This is a genomic window from Micromonospora sp. NPDC000207, from assembly GCF_040300925.1.
In the GTDB taxonomy this organism is placed as follows: Bacteria; Actinomycetota; Actinomycetes; order Mycobacteriales; family Micromonosporaceae; genus Micromonospora.
The window spans coordinates 1-14,354 of sequence record NZ_JBEPEQ010000128.1 but is presented as its reverse complement, the minus strand read 5'-3'; the positions used below and the strand labels follow the sequence as shown (position 1 = coordinate 14,354).

Genomic DNA, 14,354 nt, shown 5'->3' with positions numbered 1-14,354 from the left:
CCGGCGGCGGCGAGGGCGACGGAGAGGGCGTGGACGTGGCGGCCGAGTCCGCCGACGAGCACCGGGGGGTACTCCCAGGACAGCATCAGGATGCGCTGGCGACGGGCGGAGTGCAGGTCGATGACGTCGGCGTCCGGTGACACGTGTGCCCCCTTTGAGTTGTCAGGTGTGCGCGGCCCGGCCGGCGCCCGACGGGCGCCGGCCGTGTCGACCCGGATGAGGGCAATCCTCACCCGGCCCGGATAACCCCGGGAGACGTCGCCGTTGCGGTCCTGTAAAGCGCTCCTATCGGATCCGTCGGACACGCAGTAGTTCCGCCACCGACCACGCCTGGAACGGGCAGCCCGTCGCCCGGTGCGGGGCCAGTCCGTCGGCGGTCTCGCTCACCGAACCGACACCGTGTTCACGCAGGTGCGCCTCGACCCCGCCGAAGAGGTCGTCGACGTCGAGTCCGGACCGTCGGGCCGCGTCGGTGTACGGGCCGAGCAGCCACGGCCAGACCGTCCCCTGGTGGTAGGCGCCGTCCCGCTCGGCCGGCGCACCCCGGTGCCGACCGGCGAAACCGGGGGAGTCCGGGGCGAGACTGCGCAACCCGAGGGGGGTGAGCAGGCCCGCCGCGACCCGGCGGACCGCCTCGGCGTCCGGCTCCAACGGGGCGTACGGCAACGACCAGGCCAGCAGCTGGTTGGGGCGCAACAGGTCGTCGTCGTGGTGGGCGGCACCGCCCAGCGGGTACGCCGGGGCCGGGGCGTCCACCACGTCGTGCAGCCAGCCGACCGGGGAGGGGAACCGCTCCCGGAACGACGCCTGGGCCCGGTGGTGCAGACGCCACAGCTCGGCCGGATCCTGACCGGCCAGTTCGGTCAGCTCCGCCACCCCGGCCAGGCCGTTGATCCACAGCGCGTTGACCTCCACCGGCTTGCCGGTCCGGGCGGTCACCGGTACGCCGTACACCCGGGCGTCCATCCAGGTCAACGCCGTCCCGGGAGACCCGCAGGCGAGCAGGGCGTCGGCCGGGTCGACCCCGATGCCGTACCTGGTGCCCTTGACGTGTGCGTCGACGATCCCGTGCAACGCCGGGAGCAGCTCGTCACCGAGGTCGGTGTCACCGGTGACCGTCACGTGCCGGGACACCGCGTGCAGGAACCACAGGGTCCCGTCGACGGTGTTGTACTCCACCCGACCGGTGTCGGCGGTGTTGGCGAGCATCCCCTCCGACAGTGTCGATGCGTACGACCGCAGCAGCTCCCGCCCCTCTTCGGCCCGCCCCGTGCAGAGGAACAACCCCTCGTACGAGATCATCGTGTCCCGCGACCAGGTGCCGAACCACGGGTACCCGGCCACCACGTCCACAGGTGCCTGGGCGGTACGGACCACGAACGCGTCCGCCGCCAACGCCAGGGTCGCCTCGACGTCGTCGACCGGCTGCGCGGCGGCCACCACCCGACGGTTGCGCCGACGGGCCGCAGTCACCACCTCGGCCGCCGGCACCGGTTCCAGGTCCAGCTGCCCGGCCCAGGCCAGCACCGACACCGTGTCCCCGGGACGCTCCAGCGCCCCGGAGAACCGGCCCGCGTACCAGAGGTCCTCCTCGGCGTTCAGACCCCGGGCAGCCTCCTCCCGGTGGCGTACCCCGTTCCACCACTGCCCCTGCGGCACCCAGCCCGGCCCGGACAGCCGGTAGGCGCCCTCGACCACGGCACCGTCGGCGACCGGCTCGACCCGGGGAGCCGGGCCGTCCGCCCGACGCTCGCCGTGCGCGTCCCGCCACGTGCAGACCGCCGCCAGGTCCAGCTGCACCGGGCCACCGGCGACCAGCCGGTGCACCACCGCCACACAGGACCGGCCGGGCAGCATCGCCAGCTCCCGCTCGATCACCACGTCCCCGATGCGCCACCGCCAGCGGGGCACCCCGTCGATCACGGTGAACTGCTCCAGCAGCTCGAACCCGCGCGGGTCGACCTCCTCGGAGGACCACTCGTGGGCACCGAGGCGTACCTGTGCCCCGGACGGCAGCAGGACCGCCGGATCCAGGCTGACCAGTCCCACGTTGCGGGCCGCCGGGGTGTCTCCGGCCACCACGAGCAGCCCGTGGTAGCGGCGGGTACGCAGACCGCTGACGGTGCCCATGGCGTACCCACCGACCCCGTCGGTGACCAGCCACTCGCGGGTCGCCCCGCTCGTCAGCTCGCCACAGACCTGCGGACCGAAACTGATACCTATCAACTTTCCTCCAGCGGCGGCGGGGTGTAACACGCAACGGAAACAATGGCCGAAGTGGTCAAGTGCACCCGTGGCGTCGAAGATTGACAGGTGATCACTGACGTGTCGGTTCCTCACGAGCTGTCCCCCGATGCCGAACGCACCCGGTTGGCCCAGGCCGACGCGGGCGAACAGGCATGGCGAGCATGGGGTCCCTATCTGTCCGAACGGGCGTGGGGGACGGTACGGGAGGACTACAGCGAACACGGCACGGCGTGGGACTACTTCCCCCACGACCACGCGCGGTCCCGAGCCTACCGGTGGAACGAGGACGGGATGGCAGGCGTCTGTGACGATCGACAGACCTTCTGTTTCGCGCTCGCACTCTGGAACGGCGAGGACCCGATCCTCAAGGAACGGATGTTCGGCCTCGGCGGGGACGGCGGCAACCACGGCGAGGACGTCAAGGAGTACTGGTGGTACGAGGACTCCACCCCCACCCACTCCTTCATGCGGTGGCGCTACCACTACCCGCAGGCCGCCTTCCCCTACGACGACCTGGTCTCCGTCAACACCCGGCGCGGCCGGGACGACACCGAGTACGAACTCGTCGACACGGGGATCTTCGACGACGACAGGTACTGGGCGGTGACAGTCGACTACGCCAAGGCCTCCCCGACCGACCTGTGCATGGTGGTCACCGTCGCCAACCGGGGGCCGGACCAGGCCACCCTGCACGTCCTGCCCAGCCTCTGGTTCCGTAACACGTGGGCCTGGGGGCTGCCCGGCAGCGACCGGGTGCCGCACCTGGTGGGCGAGCCGGCCCGGCGGGGTCGCCGCCGGGCCAGTTCCCGGGGACCGGCAGGTCCGGCCACCCCGGCCCGCCTGGTCGGTCGACACGACACCACCGGCCAGGTGGTGCTGGCCGGAGACGGGAGCCCGACCCCGCTGCTGTGCGACAACGAGAGCAACGCCGAGCGGCTCTGGGGGCTGCCGGGACGGTCGGCGTACCCGAAGGACGGCATCAACGACCACGTCGTCGACGGCGCGGCCACTGTCAACCCGGACCGGGAGGGGACCAAGGGCGCCCTGCACTACGTGCTCAGCGTCCCCGCCGGTGAGCAGCGCCAGATCAGGCTGCGCCTGACCCGGACCGGCCCGCCCCCCGGAGCCGCCCCGCCGCCCGCCCTCGACCTGGGCGACGGGTTCGACGCGGTGCTGTGGGCCCGGCGGGCGGAGGCGAACAGGTGGTTCGCCTCGCTGCTGCCCGAGACGACCACCCCGGACGAGGCCCTCGTCGCCCGGCAGGCCATCGCCGGGCTGATGTGGGGCAAGCAGTTCTACCACTTCGACGTCAAACGGTGGCTGGAGGGCGATCCCGGCTCGTCGCCCCCGCCCGCCGGGCGTCGGCAGGGGCGTAACAGCGCCTGGTGGCACATGACGAGCTTCGACGTCATCTCGATGCCGGACCCCTGGGAGTACCCCTGGTACGCGGCCTGGGACCTCGCCTTCCACTGCGTCAGCCTGGCCCGGGTCGACCCCGGTTTCGCCAAGGAACAGGTACTGCTCCTGCTGCGGGAGTGGTACCTGCACCCCAACGGGCAGATCCCGGCGTACGAGTGGGCGTTCGGGGACGTCAACCCGCCGGTGCACGCCTGGGCGGCGTTGAAGGTCTTCGAGATCGACGGCTCCCGGGACCGGGAGTTCCTCGCCCGGGTCATGCACAAGCTGATGCTGAACTTCACCTGGTGGGTCAACCGCAAGGACACCGGGGGGAACAACGTCTTCGAGGGCGGCTTCCTCGGGCTGGACAACGTGGGACCCTTCGACAGGTCGGCGGCGCTGCCGGTGGCCGGGGTGCTGGAGCAGTCCGACGCCACCGGCTGGATGGCGATGTACGCGCTCAACCTGCTGGACATCTCGATCATCCTGGCCGAGCAGGACCGCACCTGGGTGGACACCGCCTGCAAGTTCTTCGAACACTTCGTCTACATCGCCGCCGCCGCGTACTCCCAGGGGCTCTGGGACGACGAGGACGCGTTCTTCTACGACGTGCTGCGCCTGACCGACGGCAGTCAGGTCCCTCTGCGGGTCCGGTCGGTGGTGGGGCTGCTCCCGCTGGCGGCGACCACCCGGCTCACCGCGCAGACCCTGGAACGGCTCCCCGAGCTGGGGGCCCGGATCCGGTGGTTCCTGACCAACCGCCCCGAGTACGCGCACGTGATGGACGCCCGGCGGCTCGGCCCGGACGGCCGCCAGCAGCGGCTGCTCTCCATGGCCGGCGCGGACCACGTGGTCAAGCTCCTGGCCCGGATGCTGGACACCGACGAGTTCCTCAGCGAGTACGGCCTGCGTACCCTCTCCCGGGCCCACCTGGACAAGCCGTTCACGGTGACCCTGGGCGGCCAGGAGTTCGGCGTCGGATACGAACCGGCGGAGTCGACGAGCGGCCTGTTCGGCGGGAACTCCAACTGGCGGGGGCCGATCTGGATGCCCACCAACTTCCTGCTGATCAGCGCGCTGCGCGACTACGCGGCCTTCTTCGGCGACGACCTCCGGGTGGAGTACCCGACCCGGTCGGGGGTGCAGCTCACCCTCGACGAGGTCGCCGACGACCTGTCCGCCCGGCTGATCTCCCTGTTCACCCGGGACGGGTGGGGACGTCGGCCGATCTACGGGGCCGCCCAGCTCTTCCAGACCCACCCGGACTGGCGGGACCTGATCGCCTTCCCCGAGTACTTCCACGGCGACAACGGCGCAGGCCTGGGAGCCTGGCACCAGACCGGATGGACCGCCCTGGTCGCAGACCTCATCCTCACCCGCCGCTCACCCCCCGCTCCCGGATTCTCCGCGTGATCAAGGGATTTGCGTCATCGGCAGCTGGAATCCTGACGCAAATCCCTTGATCAACCCCGCAACCGGGCGGGCGGCAGGAGGGGAGGGGAGAGGGGGTGGGGTCAGGTTAGTTCGCGGCGGACTATGGCTACGGCTACCCGGCAGAACTCGTCCATATCGGGGGTGAAACCGGCGGCGATGTCGGGGTGCAGGCCGGAGCGGGTCTCGTCGAGCAGCCGTTGGCAGACCTGCTCCACCGGCTCCCCGGCGTAGCCGGCGCTGACCCGCCCGGTGGCGGCCTTGAGCGCCGAGGTCAGCTGGTCCTCCAACGGTCCGCGCAGACGCTCCTGCACCGGGTCCAGCCCGTTGGGGTCGAGCGTGACATGTGGCTCCGACATCGACTCTCCCTTCCTCGGCATGCGCGGTACCCGACCGCGCCCGCCGGTCAAACCACCGTCGGTACGGTGGCCACCCGAATCTGGTACGAGAAGTCCTCGGCCGGCACCTCGGCGTACGACAACCGGCGGATCTGCCGGTCGTCGGCGTAGAGGGCGACGTCGACGAGGACGCCGAGGTGGGACAGCCCGACGGTGGACACCCGTTTCTTGTCCTGGAGCACCGCGCAGACCCCGCCCAGCAGGGTGCTGGCGTCGGACGTGCGATGCCCCGGTGGACAGCGCAGGGTCAGGTCCACCTCGACCGGCCCGGTGAGCGGGGTCCAGCCGGTACGCTGGGCCGCCGCGCAGGCCGCCTGGAGCAGGGTCCGTACCCTCGTCGCCTGGCGGTGGCCGGCGGCGAAGATGGACAGGGCTTCGGTTTTGACCGGTGGCAGGCCGCTCACCTCGAATGTCAGGGCGAGAGCGCGGGTGTCCTGCACGACGGCACCTCCTCGGGAGACGATCCTGCCGAATCCGGGCGACGGGCAGCTGCGGTTCCCGCGAATACCCACCGATCGGGCGGCAGGGGATGGGCGACCGGAGGCGGATCGACGTCGACGGCGACGCGCCGGCGGAAGAAGGTCTGCCGAAAACGCTAGTCGACCAGGTCGCCGCCCGGAAGCGTCGGTCGGTCACCTGTCGGTCTCGGTCGGGTGGGGTCGACGGGTGGAATCGGCGACCCCCAGCGGCGAGCGGGTGACCCAGGCGAGTGAGTGACCCGGGCGAGTGAGTCAGGCCGGTGGGTGAGTCAGGCGGGTGGGAAGGCGCAGAACTCGTTGCCCTCCGGGTCGGTCAGGACCCACCAACGGGCCGACGCGTCCGGTTCCCGCAGCAGCGTCGCCCCCGCCCGGATCAGGGCGGCCGGGGTCGGCTCGGTGAGGTCGACGTCCCAGTGCAACCGGTTCTTGACCGTCCGCCGCTCCGGGGCGAGGTCGAAGACCCAGCGTCCCCACGGGAAACCGGCCGCCTCCACCAGCAGGGCCTGCCCGGGGTCGGTGCGGTGCCGGACCCGCCCGCCGAGCATCGCCGCCCACCAGGTCGCCTGGGCCAGCGGGTCGCTGGCGTCCACGACCAGGGCGATCGGCCCGGCGGCGGTGCCGTCACCGGGCGGGAAGGCGCAGAACAGGTTGCCCTCCGGGTCGGCCAGGACCCACCAGGCGATCTCCGAGTCCGGCTCCCGGACCAGGCGGGACCCGGCGGCCAGCAGGCTTCCCGGATCCGGTTGGTCGAGCCGCAGGTCGAGGTGGACCCGGGTCCGTCCGGTACGACGTTCGGGCACCTGGTTGACCCAGATCCCCTCGGCAGCCGAGCGGCCCGCACCCGGCAGGATCCGGGTGTCCCGGTCACCGGCCTCGACGAGGTCGCCCCCGAGTACCCGGGCCCAGAAGGCACCGAGCGCACGGGCGTCGGCGGCGTCCAGCACGAGGTCCTTGAACCGGGCGATCATCGCCACATCATGCCGTACCCGTACCGGCGGGTCGACGCCCGTGGTGGCCCGGTCGCCGCACGTCACCGCCGCAGCAAACGATCTCCTGGTACTTTCCACCAGACTGTCCAGAATTATTCAGTACCGTCCCGACCAGGTTTCACGACTGCGCAGGTCGGGCAGTGTTAGCGCCACAAATTGCCTGGGACGGGCCGGATCGACGCCGGAAGGCGGGGGTCGCCCCGGCGGGGTCACCGCCGAGGGTGCCTCGCCGCGCGCCGGGGCCATGGGCGCCTCCCCGGCTCTCGCCTGTTCAACCGAGGGGGAGGGCGATGACCGACCACACCGACCAGGTGCGACATCGACGCCGGCCACGGACCCGCGTCGCCGCCGCGACCGCCGCGTTGGCCCTGGTGGCCCCGCTGGCTGCCTGCGGCTCGGACGACACCGGGGGTACGCCGACGATCAACCTTTACTACGGCCCCGAGCAGAACCTCCAGAAGGTGGTCGACGACTGCAACGCCGAGGCGCAGGGGCGGTACCGGATCGTCTACCGGACCCTGCCCCGGGAGGCCGACGACCAGCGGGTGCAGATGGTCCGCCGACTGGCCGCCGAGGACACCGGAATGGACGTCCTCGGCCTCGACGTGACCTGGACCCAGGAGTTCGCCAGCGCGAACTGGATCCGGGAGTGGACCGGCCAGGACCGGACCGACGTCGAGCAGGGCACCCTCGCCGGCCCCCTGGAGACCGCCACCTACGAGGACAAGCTGTACGCCGCGCCGAAGAACACCAACGTGCAACTGCTCTGGTACCGCAAGGACCTGGTGGAGCAGCCGCCGACGACCTTCGACGAGATGATCTCCCAGGCCCAGGAGCTCAAGGGGCAGGGGCAGCCGTACCGGGTCCTCACCATGGGAGCCCAGTACGAGGGCCTCGTCGTCCTCTACAACACCCTGGTCGCCAGCGCCGGTGGGAACATCCTCAGCGCCGACGGCAAGCGGGCCGAGATGGACGAGGGCGCGGTCCGGGCGCTGGAGCAGCTCCAGCGCTTCGCCACCGCCGGGGTGACCTCCCCGTCGTTCAGCAACGCCACCGAGGACCCGGTCCGGTTGGAGTTCCAGGCCGGTGACGGTGCCTTCCAACTGAACTGGCCGTTCGTCTACCCGGCGTTGCAGGAGGCCAACCCGCAGCTCGCGGAGCAGGTCGGGTGGGCCCGGTTCCCCGGGGTCGACCCGCAGACGCCCAGCAAGGTCACCGTCGGCGGATACAACCTGGCGGTCAGCTCGCACTCCCGGCACCCGGAGGAGTCCTTCGAGGCGGCCAAGTGCCTGCGCAACGAGCGGAACCAGAAGTTCTCCGCAGTCAACGACGGCGTACCGCCGACCATCGAGGCCGTCTACGACGACCCGGACATGGACGAGGCGTACCCGATGAAGGAGACCATCCTGGAGGAGTTGCGCGACGCCGCGACCCGGCCGCTGACCCCGGCCTACCAGAACATCTCCACGGTCATGTCGGCGTACCTCTCCCCACCGGCGGCGATCCGCCCCGAGCAGACCGCCGAGGAGCTGCGCACCGCGATCGGTGACGCGTTGGAGTCCAAGGGCGTGCTGCCATGAGCGAGCGAATCATCGTGGTCGGTACTCGTGCCGACGCGCCGCGAAGCGGGGTGACGGCATGAGGGAGCAGAGCGAGCGAATCATCGTGGTCGGTACTCGTGCCGACGCGCCGCGAAGCGGGGTGACGGCATGAGCGAGCGGACCGGTCCCATCGGCGCGGCCGAGGTGCTGCGGGTCGAGGGCGACGAGACGATGGGTGAGCGGGCCGACGGCAAACACCCGTTCGCTCCGCCGCCGCGTCGCCGTCGACGCAGGGAACCGTTGAGCGAGAACAAGCGGGCCGAACGGAAGTTGGGCTGGCTGCTGTGCGCCCCGGCCGCGCTGGTCATGGTGGCAGTCACGGCGTACCCGATCCTGTACTCGATCTGGCTGTCGTTGCAGCGGTTCGACCTGCGCTTTCCCGACCAGCGGGAGTTCGTCGGGCTGGAGAACTACGTCACCGTCCTGACCAACGACTTCTGGTGGACGGCGTTCGGGGTGACCATGCTGATCACGGTGGTCACCGTGGCCGTCGAGTTGGTGCTCGGCATGGGGTTGGCGCTGGTCATGCACCGGACCCTGGTGGGACGGGGAATCGTCCGGACCGCAGCGCTGATCCCGTACGGCATCGTCACTGTCGTCGCCGCCTTCTCCTGGCGGTACGCGTGGACGCCGGGCACCGGGTACCTGGCCAACCTCTTCGACGGCAGCGCACCGCTGACCGAGCGGGGCAGCGCGTTGGCGATCATCATGTTGGCGGAGATCTGGAAGACCACGCCGTTCATGGCGCTGCTGCTGATGGCGGGCCTGGCGTTGGTGCCGGAGGACCTGCTCAAGGCGGCCTCCACCGACGGGGCCACCGCCTGGCAGCGGTTCACCAAGGTGATGCTGCCGGTGATGAAGCCGGCGATCCTGGTCGCCCTGCTGTTCCGCACCCTCGACGCGTTCCGGGTGTTCGACAACATCTTCGTGCTGACCGCGGGGAGCAACGAGACGTCGTCGGTGTCGATGCTCGCCTACAACAACCTGATGCGGGGGTTGAACCTCGGTATCGGGTCCACCATGTCGGTGCTGATCTTCATCACCGTGGCGATCATCGCGTTCGTCTTCGTGAAGCTGTTCGGTACCGCTGCCCCGGGCAGCGACGACGGGGAGAGGCGCTGACATGGCGGACACCACCTCCAAGGCCCGGTTGCAGTGGGGCCTGATGAACACCATCGTGGTCGTCTTCGCCCTGATCCCGGTCCTCTGGATCATGTCGCTGTCGTTCAAGACCCCGGCCACGTTGACCGACGGCAAGTTCATTCCACGGGAGTGGACGCTGGAGAACTACCGGTCGATCTTCGCCACCGACCAGTTCGTCAGAGCACTGGTCAACTCGATCGGCATCGCGCTGATCGCCACCGTGATCGCGGTGACCCTGGGGGCGATGGCGGCGTACGCGATCAGTCGGCTGGACTTCCCCGGTAAGCGGGTCCTGGTCGGGGTCTCCCTGCTGATCGCCATGTTCCCGCAGGTCTCGCTGGTCACCCCGCTGTTCGAGATCGAGCGGCAGTTGGGGCTCTTCGACACCTGGCCGGGGCTGATCCTGCCGTACATCACCTTCTCGCTGCCGCTGGCGATCTACACCCTGTCGGCGTTCTTCAAGCAGATCCCGTGGGATCTGGAGAAGGCGGCGAAGATGGACGGGGCCACCCAGGGGCAGGCGTTCCGTCGGGTGATCGCGCCGCTGGCCGCGCCGGGGTTGTTCACCACGGCGATCCTGGTCTTCATCTTCTGCTGGAACGACTTCCTCTTCGCCATCTCGCTGACCTCGACCGAGCGGTCCCGTACGGTGCCCGTCGCGTTGTCGTTCTTCACCGGCGAGTCGCAGTTCGAGGACCCCACCGGGGCGATCTGTGCCGCCGCCGTGGTGATCACCGTTCCGATCATCCTGTTCGTGCTCTTCTTCCAGCGCCGGATCGTCTCCGGTCTGACCTCCGGCGCCGTCAAGGGATAGGTGGGTAAGTCGTGGCTGACATCGTGCTGGACAAGGTAAGCAAGAAGTTTCCCGACGGGACCGTCGCGGTGGCCGACGTCGACCTGGAGATCGCCGACGGCGAGTTCATCATCCTGGTCGGCCCCTCCGGGTGCGGTAAGTCCACCACCCTGAACATGATCGCCGGGCTGGAGGACATCAGCTCCGGTGAGCTGCGCATCGACGGGAAGCGGGTCAACGACAAGGCACCTCGGGACCGGGACATCGCGATGGTGTTCCAGTCGTACGCGCTGTATCCGAACATGACCGTACGGGAGAACATGGCGTTCCCCCTGCGGCTGGCGAAGCTGGACAAGGCGACCATCGACTCGAAGGTCGAGCAGGCGGCGAAGGTGCTGGAGCTGACGTCGCTGCTGGACCGTCGGCCGTCGAACCTCTCCGGCGGGCAGCGGCAGCGGGTGGCGATGGGCCGGGCGATCGTCCGTCAGCCGAAGGCGTTCCTGATGGACGAGCCGTTGTCCAACCTGGACGCGAAGCTGCGGGTGCAGATGCGGACCGTGGTGTCCCGGTTGCAGAAGCAGCTCGGCACCACCACCGTGTACGTCACCCACGACCAGACCGAGGCGATGACCCTCGGCGACCGGGTGGTGATCATGAGGGGTGGTGCGGTGCAGCAGATCGGCCCGCCCCAGGAGCTGTACGACCACCCCCGCAACCTCTTCGTGGCCGGGTTCATCGGTTCTCCGTCGATGAACTTCCTGCACGCCCGGGTGGCGGAGGGGACGCTCTCGACCGCTCTGGGTGAGGTGCCGGTCGGCGACCGTCTGCGTCGACAGCTCACGGAGGCCGACGCGCCCCGGGAGCTCATCCTCGGCATCCGTCCCGAGCACTTCGAGGACGCCGAGCTGGTCGACGAGGACAACCGCCGTCGGGGGATGGAGTTCACCGCGCCGGTGGACATCGTCGAGTCGATGGGTTCGGACAAGTACGTCTACTTCACCGTCGAGGGTGAGAAGGCCACCGCCGCCGAGTTGGAGGAGTTGGCCGCCGACGCCGGTGCCGCCGACTTCGCCGGCGGGTCGAACCTGGTCACCCGGCTGTCGGCGGAGTCGACTGTCACCGAGGGCTCTGATCGTCGGGTCTGGTTCAACCTGGAGAAGATCCACCTGTTCGACCCCTCGACCGGCCGGAACCTGACCCTGCACGAGGGTCGTTCCGCCGGTGCCCTCGCCGACTGAGGTGCTGTCCGGCGGCCGGTGACGGACGGGCCGCCGGTTGGTAGTGGTCTCCGCTGCGCGGGTCCGCCCCGAGTCGTCCCGGTATGCCGGGGCTGGGGTGGACCCGCGCGGCTGTGTCGTGGACCGGGCCGCCTCGCAAGGTTCTCCCGCTGGTCCAGGTCCGACAGGATCCGCGTCGGGCGACGTGTCGACCGAATGCTGGGACGTGGCGCGCGGATGTGGCCCGGTCGTGATTCGAATCCGCTGGTCGGCGTGGGTCGTCGCAACGGGACTCGAAAGGTTCACGAATCGGCCTCGACATCGATGGATGTCCTCAGTAATGTGACTGCTTGTGTTCAGGGCGTAACTCCCTGATCTTGTCGGGAACGCCGCCGACGAGGCAGTTCCGCACCGGACAGTCGTGCCCGGGGGTCTGCCCGCCGCACGCGTACCCACACCCCGCTCCACCTGTCGTGTTCCTCCGCCCTGCCGGACGGCCTCCGCCACAGGCCCCCGACCCGGGCGGTGCCCGCCGCTGCCCGGCGGCGGGCGAGGGATCGGGCAGGTGGCCGGGGGCGGCAAGAGGGAGCAAGGACCTGTCACGCCGCGCCGGAAAGCACGTTCACGTTGCTCAACCCGGATCAGGGGGAGGTTCAGTGCCCGTCATCAACGACCGGCTCCGGTTCTCTGTCGAATCGGCTCCCGCAGCCGAGCTGGTGGACCAGATCAGCTCGTGGCTCGCGGTACCCGCAGACAAGGTCGACCAGGACCTCGGGGAGGACCGGGGGCGCATCCTGTCGGCAGTGCACCGGCTCAACGACCGGGCCGCCGACGACCCCGACGCCCGTCACCAGCAGCAACTCCTGCTCGCCCGGATCTACGCCCTGCTCACCGCCCTGCCCGACGGCGCGACCGCCGAGGGCTCGGTGATCCTGTACGAGGTGACCCGCCTGCTGGAGGGGGCCACCATCCGATCCGAGGACGACTGGATCGACCCCGCCGCGTACGACGTCATGCCCGGACCGGGTCAGCCGTTCCTGTCGTGGTTGAAGGGGACCGCCCGGCGGCACCGGGTCTTCAAGCACCCGTACTACGTCGAGTTCATCAACCACCACGCCGACTCCGACGACCTGCGCACGTACGTGATGCAGGAGTCCCTGGTGGACGGGCGCTTCGACGACCTGCTGGCGATGATGCAGGTCGGGACCAGCGGCACCGCCAAGATGGAGATCGCAGCGAACTTCTGGGACGAGATGGGCAACGGCAACCCCGCCGAGGTCCACACCCACCTGTTCAACAAGATCTACGACGTGTTCGACATCTCCGCCGAGGAGATGGAGAGCGCGATGACCGCCAGTGACCTGCTCGCGGGGAACCTGGCCGTGCTGCTGTGCCGGTACCGCCACCTCTACCCGGAGGCCGTCGGGTTCCTCGGGATGACCGAGTGGCTGGTGCCGGACCGGTTCCAGAACGTGGTCCGCGCCTGGGAGCGCCTCGGGCTGCCCGACGTCGGGATCACCTACCACCGGTTGCACATCACCATCGACTCCCAGCACGCGGCGGGCTGGTTCCACAACATCGTCCTGCCCGCCAGCGAGTCCGAGTACATGCGTCGGGGGATCGCCCGGGGTGTGCTGTGGCGGTTGAACTCCTCCGCCCGTCACCTCGACGAGCGACTGGCCCTGGCCCGGCGGCGTACCCCGGCAGTGCGCTGAGCGCCGCCCGGGTTCCGGGCACCTGGCCAGCCACGCCCGCTGTGCCGGCTCCCTCCCCGGCCCGCATCCCGCCCAACCGCCATTCCTCGTGAAGGGAGATCACCGATGTCCGTAGTCACCGAAGGCTTCAAGATCATCGACCTGCCTCCGGCCAGCCAGGAGCTGCTGGACAGCTACGACAACTGCCCGCTCGACGAGTACATGGGCAACCAGACCCGGTACAAGCGGTTCAGCCAGTACCGGCTGTCCCACTCCGAGGGCCGGGGATGGCAGTTCGAACTGCTCCCGCACCGGGCGTACACGGCGTTCAAGAAGTTCAACCCGGTCGGCGGCGGGTTCAGCCGACCCCACCCGCCGCTGGAGGCGGACCTGGTTCCCTACGTCCGGCTCGGGGTGGCCGGGCTGGAGTTGGACACCTCCGAGGACTGGCAGATCAACGTCCACCAGAACCGGACCCGGGCCACGGTGGAGAAGCCCGGCCTGCTCACCCCCGAGGGCGTACACCAGGACGGCCACGAGTTCGTCATGATCGGCGTCCTGCGGCGGAACAGCGTCGTCGGCGGCGAGACGCGCCTGTGGCGCCTCGGTGCCGACGAGCCGTTCTGGACCGGCACCCTCCAGGCCGGTCAGGCGGTCCTGCTCGACGACCGGGCGGTGGCCCACGACGTCACCGACGTCCTGCCCGAGAACGGCCAGGCGGGGCACCGCGACATCATGATCGTCGCGTTCTCCCGGTGGAAGGAGAAGTGGTACGGCGAGGAGCACGACGCCGCCGCCCTGACCGGCGGCGAGCCGGTCGTCGACACGTCGATGTGACCGGCTTCCGGCGTGGCCCGGCCCCGGCCGGGCCCCCCCCCGCCCCCACCCCCAACGAAACCCGCATGGGGGGGCTAGGGAAGTAACACCCCCACCGCCCCCCCAAACAGAAAAAAAAACCCCCCCC

12 protein-coding genes are annotated in these 14,354 nt (G+C 70.0%); 7 read left to right on the top strand and 5 right to left on the bottom strand.

Annotated features, from left to right (window positions below; genetic code table 11):
• Both ABT336_RS23815 and ABT336_RS23810 read right to left on the bottom strand, forming a co-directional pair.
• On the bottom strand, positions 1–143 hold a 143-nt coding region (locus ABT336_RS23815), incomplete at its 3' end, for a glycogen/starch synthase (protein ID WP_350899232.1).
• A gap of 142 nt (positions 144–285) precedes the next feature.
• Positions 286–2,226 (bottom strand): amylo-alpha-1,6-glucosidase, encoded by a 1,941-nt coding sequence (locus ABT336_RS23810; RefSeq protein ID WP_350899226.1) that lies wholly within the window; start codon positions 2,224–2,226, stop codon positions 286–288.
• A 99-nt stretch (positions 2,227–2,325) separates the two neighbouring features.
• Between ABT336_RS23810 and ABT336_RS23805 the strand changes: the two genes are divergently transcribed.
• Positions 2,326–5,058, top strand: coding sequence for an MGH1-like glycoside hydrolase domain-containing protein (locus ABT336_RS23805; RefSeq protein ID WP_350899230.1), 2,733 nt, complete (start codon positions 2,326–2,328; stop codon positions 5,056–5,058).
• 101 nt (positions 5,059–5,159) lie between these two features.
• On the opposite strand, the gene ABT336_RS23800 is transcribed toward ABT336_RS23805, so the two are convergent.
• From ABT336_RS23800 to ABT336_RS23790, 3 genes are all read right to left on the bottom strand, one after another.
• The gene (locus tag ABT336_RS23800; RefSeq protein ID WP_350899224.1) at positions 5,160–5,435 is read right to left on the bottom strand and encodes a hypothetical protein; all 276 of its coding nucleotides are present in this window, start codon (positions 5,433–5,435) and stop codon (positions 5,160–5,162) included.
• 47 nt (positions 5,436–5,482) lie between these two features.
• Positions 5,483–5,914 carry a RusA family crossover junction endodeoxyribonuclease gene (locus ABT336_RS23795; protein ID WP_350899222.1) on the bottom strand — a complete coding sequence of 144 codons (432 nt, stop codon included), beginning with the start codon at positions 5,912–5,914 and terminating at the stop codon, positions 5,483–5,485.
• 308 nt (positions 5,915–6,222) lie between these two features.
• Complete coding sequence (locus tag ABT336_RS23790) at positions 6,223–6,987, bottom strand: VOC family protein (RefSeq protein ID WP_350899220.1); 765 nt, start codon at positions 6,985–6,987, stop codon at positions 6,223–6,225.
• 245 nt (positions 6,988–7,232) lie between these two features.
• On the opposite strand from ABT336_RS23790, the gene ABT336_RS23785 reads away from it, so the two are divergent.
• The 6 genes from ABT336_RS23785 to ABT336_RS23760 all read left to right on the top strand — a co-directional run bounded on the left by ABT336_RS23785 (position 7,233) and on the right by ABT336_RS23760 (position 14,227).
• Entirely contained in the window at positions 7,233–8,522 is a 1,290-nt protein-coding gene (locus tag ABT336_RS23785; protein WP_350899218.1) for an ABC transporter substrate-binding protein, read from the top strand.
• A 129-nt stretch (positions 8,523–8,651) separates the two neighbouring features.
• Entirely contained in the window at positions 8,652–9,665 is a 1,014-nt protein-coding gene (locus ABT336_RS23780; protein WP_502891245.1) for a carbohydrate ABC transporter permease, read from the top strand.
• A gap of 1 nt (position 9,666) precedes the next feature.
• Positions 9,667–10,500, top strand: a complete 834-nt coding sequence (locus ABT336_RS23775; RefSeq protein WP_350899216.1) for a carbohydrate ABC transporter permease — start codon at positions 9,667–9,669, stop codon at positions 10,498–10,500.
• Between the two features lie 11 nt (positions 10,501–10,511).
• The gene (locus ABT336_RS23770; protein ID WP_350899214.1) at positions 10,512–11,717 is read left to right on the top strand and encodes an ABC transporter ATP-binding protein; all 1,206 of its coding nucleotides are present in this window, start codon (positions 10,512–10,514) and stop codon (positions 11,715–11,717) included.
• A gap of 635 nt (positions 11,718–12,352) precedes the next feature.
• Entirely contained in the window at positions 12,353–13,411 is a 1,059-nt protein-coding gene (locus ABT336_RS23765; RefSeq protein WP_350899212.1) for an iron-containing redox enzyme family protein, read from the top strand.
• A 105-nt stretch (positions 13,412–13,516) separates the two neighbouring features.
• The gene (locus tag ABT336_RS23760) at positions 13,517–14,227 is read left to right on the top strand and encodes a 2OG-Fe dioxygenase family protein (protein WP_350899210.1); all 711 of its coding nucleotides are present in this window, start codon (positions 13,517–13,519) and stop codon (positions 14,225–14,227) included.
• The last annotated feature ends 127 nt before the right edge of the window (positions 14,228–14,354 follow it).

Excerpts from the sequence above, each read along its gene's own strand:
- ABT336_RS23800 (WP_350899224.1), bottom strand. The coding sequence starts at position 5,435 with ATGTCGGAGCCACATGTCACGCTCGACCCCAACGGGCTGGACCCGGTG.
- ABT336_RS23785 (WP_350899218.1), top strand. The coding sequence starts at position 7,233 with ATGACCGACCACACCGACCAGGTGCGACATCGACGCCGGCCACGGACC.
- ABT336_RS23780 (WP_502891245.1), top strand. The coding sequence starts at position 8,652 with ATGAGCGAGCGGACCGGTCCCATCGGCGCGGCCGAGGTGCTGCGGGTC.
- ABT336_RS23775 (WP_350899216.1), top strand. The coding sequence starts at position 9,667 with ATGGCGGACACCACCTCCAAGGCCCGGTTGCAGTGGGGCCTGATGAAC.
- ABT336_RS23760 (WP_350899210.1), top strand. The coding sequence starts at position 13,517 with ATGTCCGTAGTCACCGAAGGCTTCAAGATCATCGACCTGCCTCCGGCC.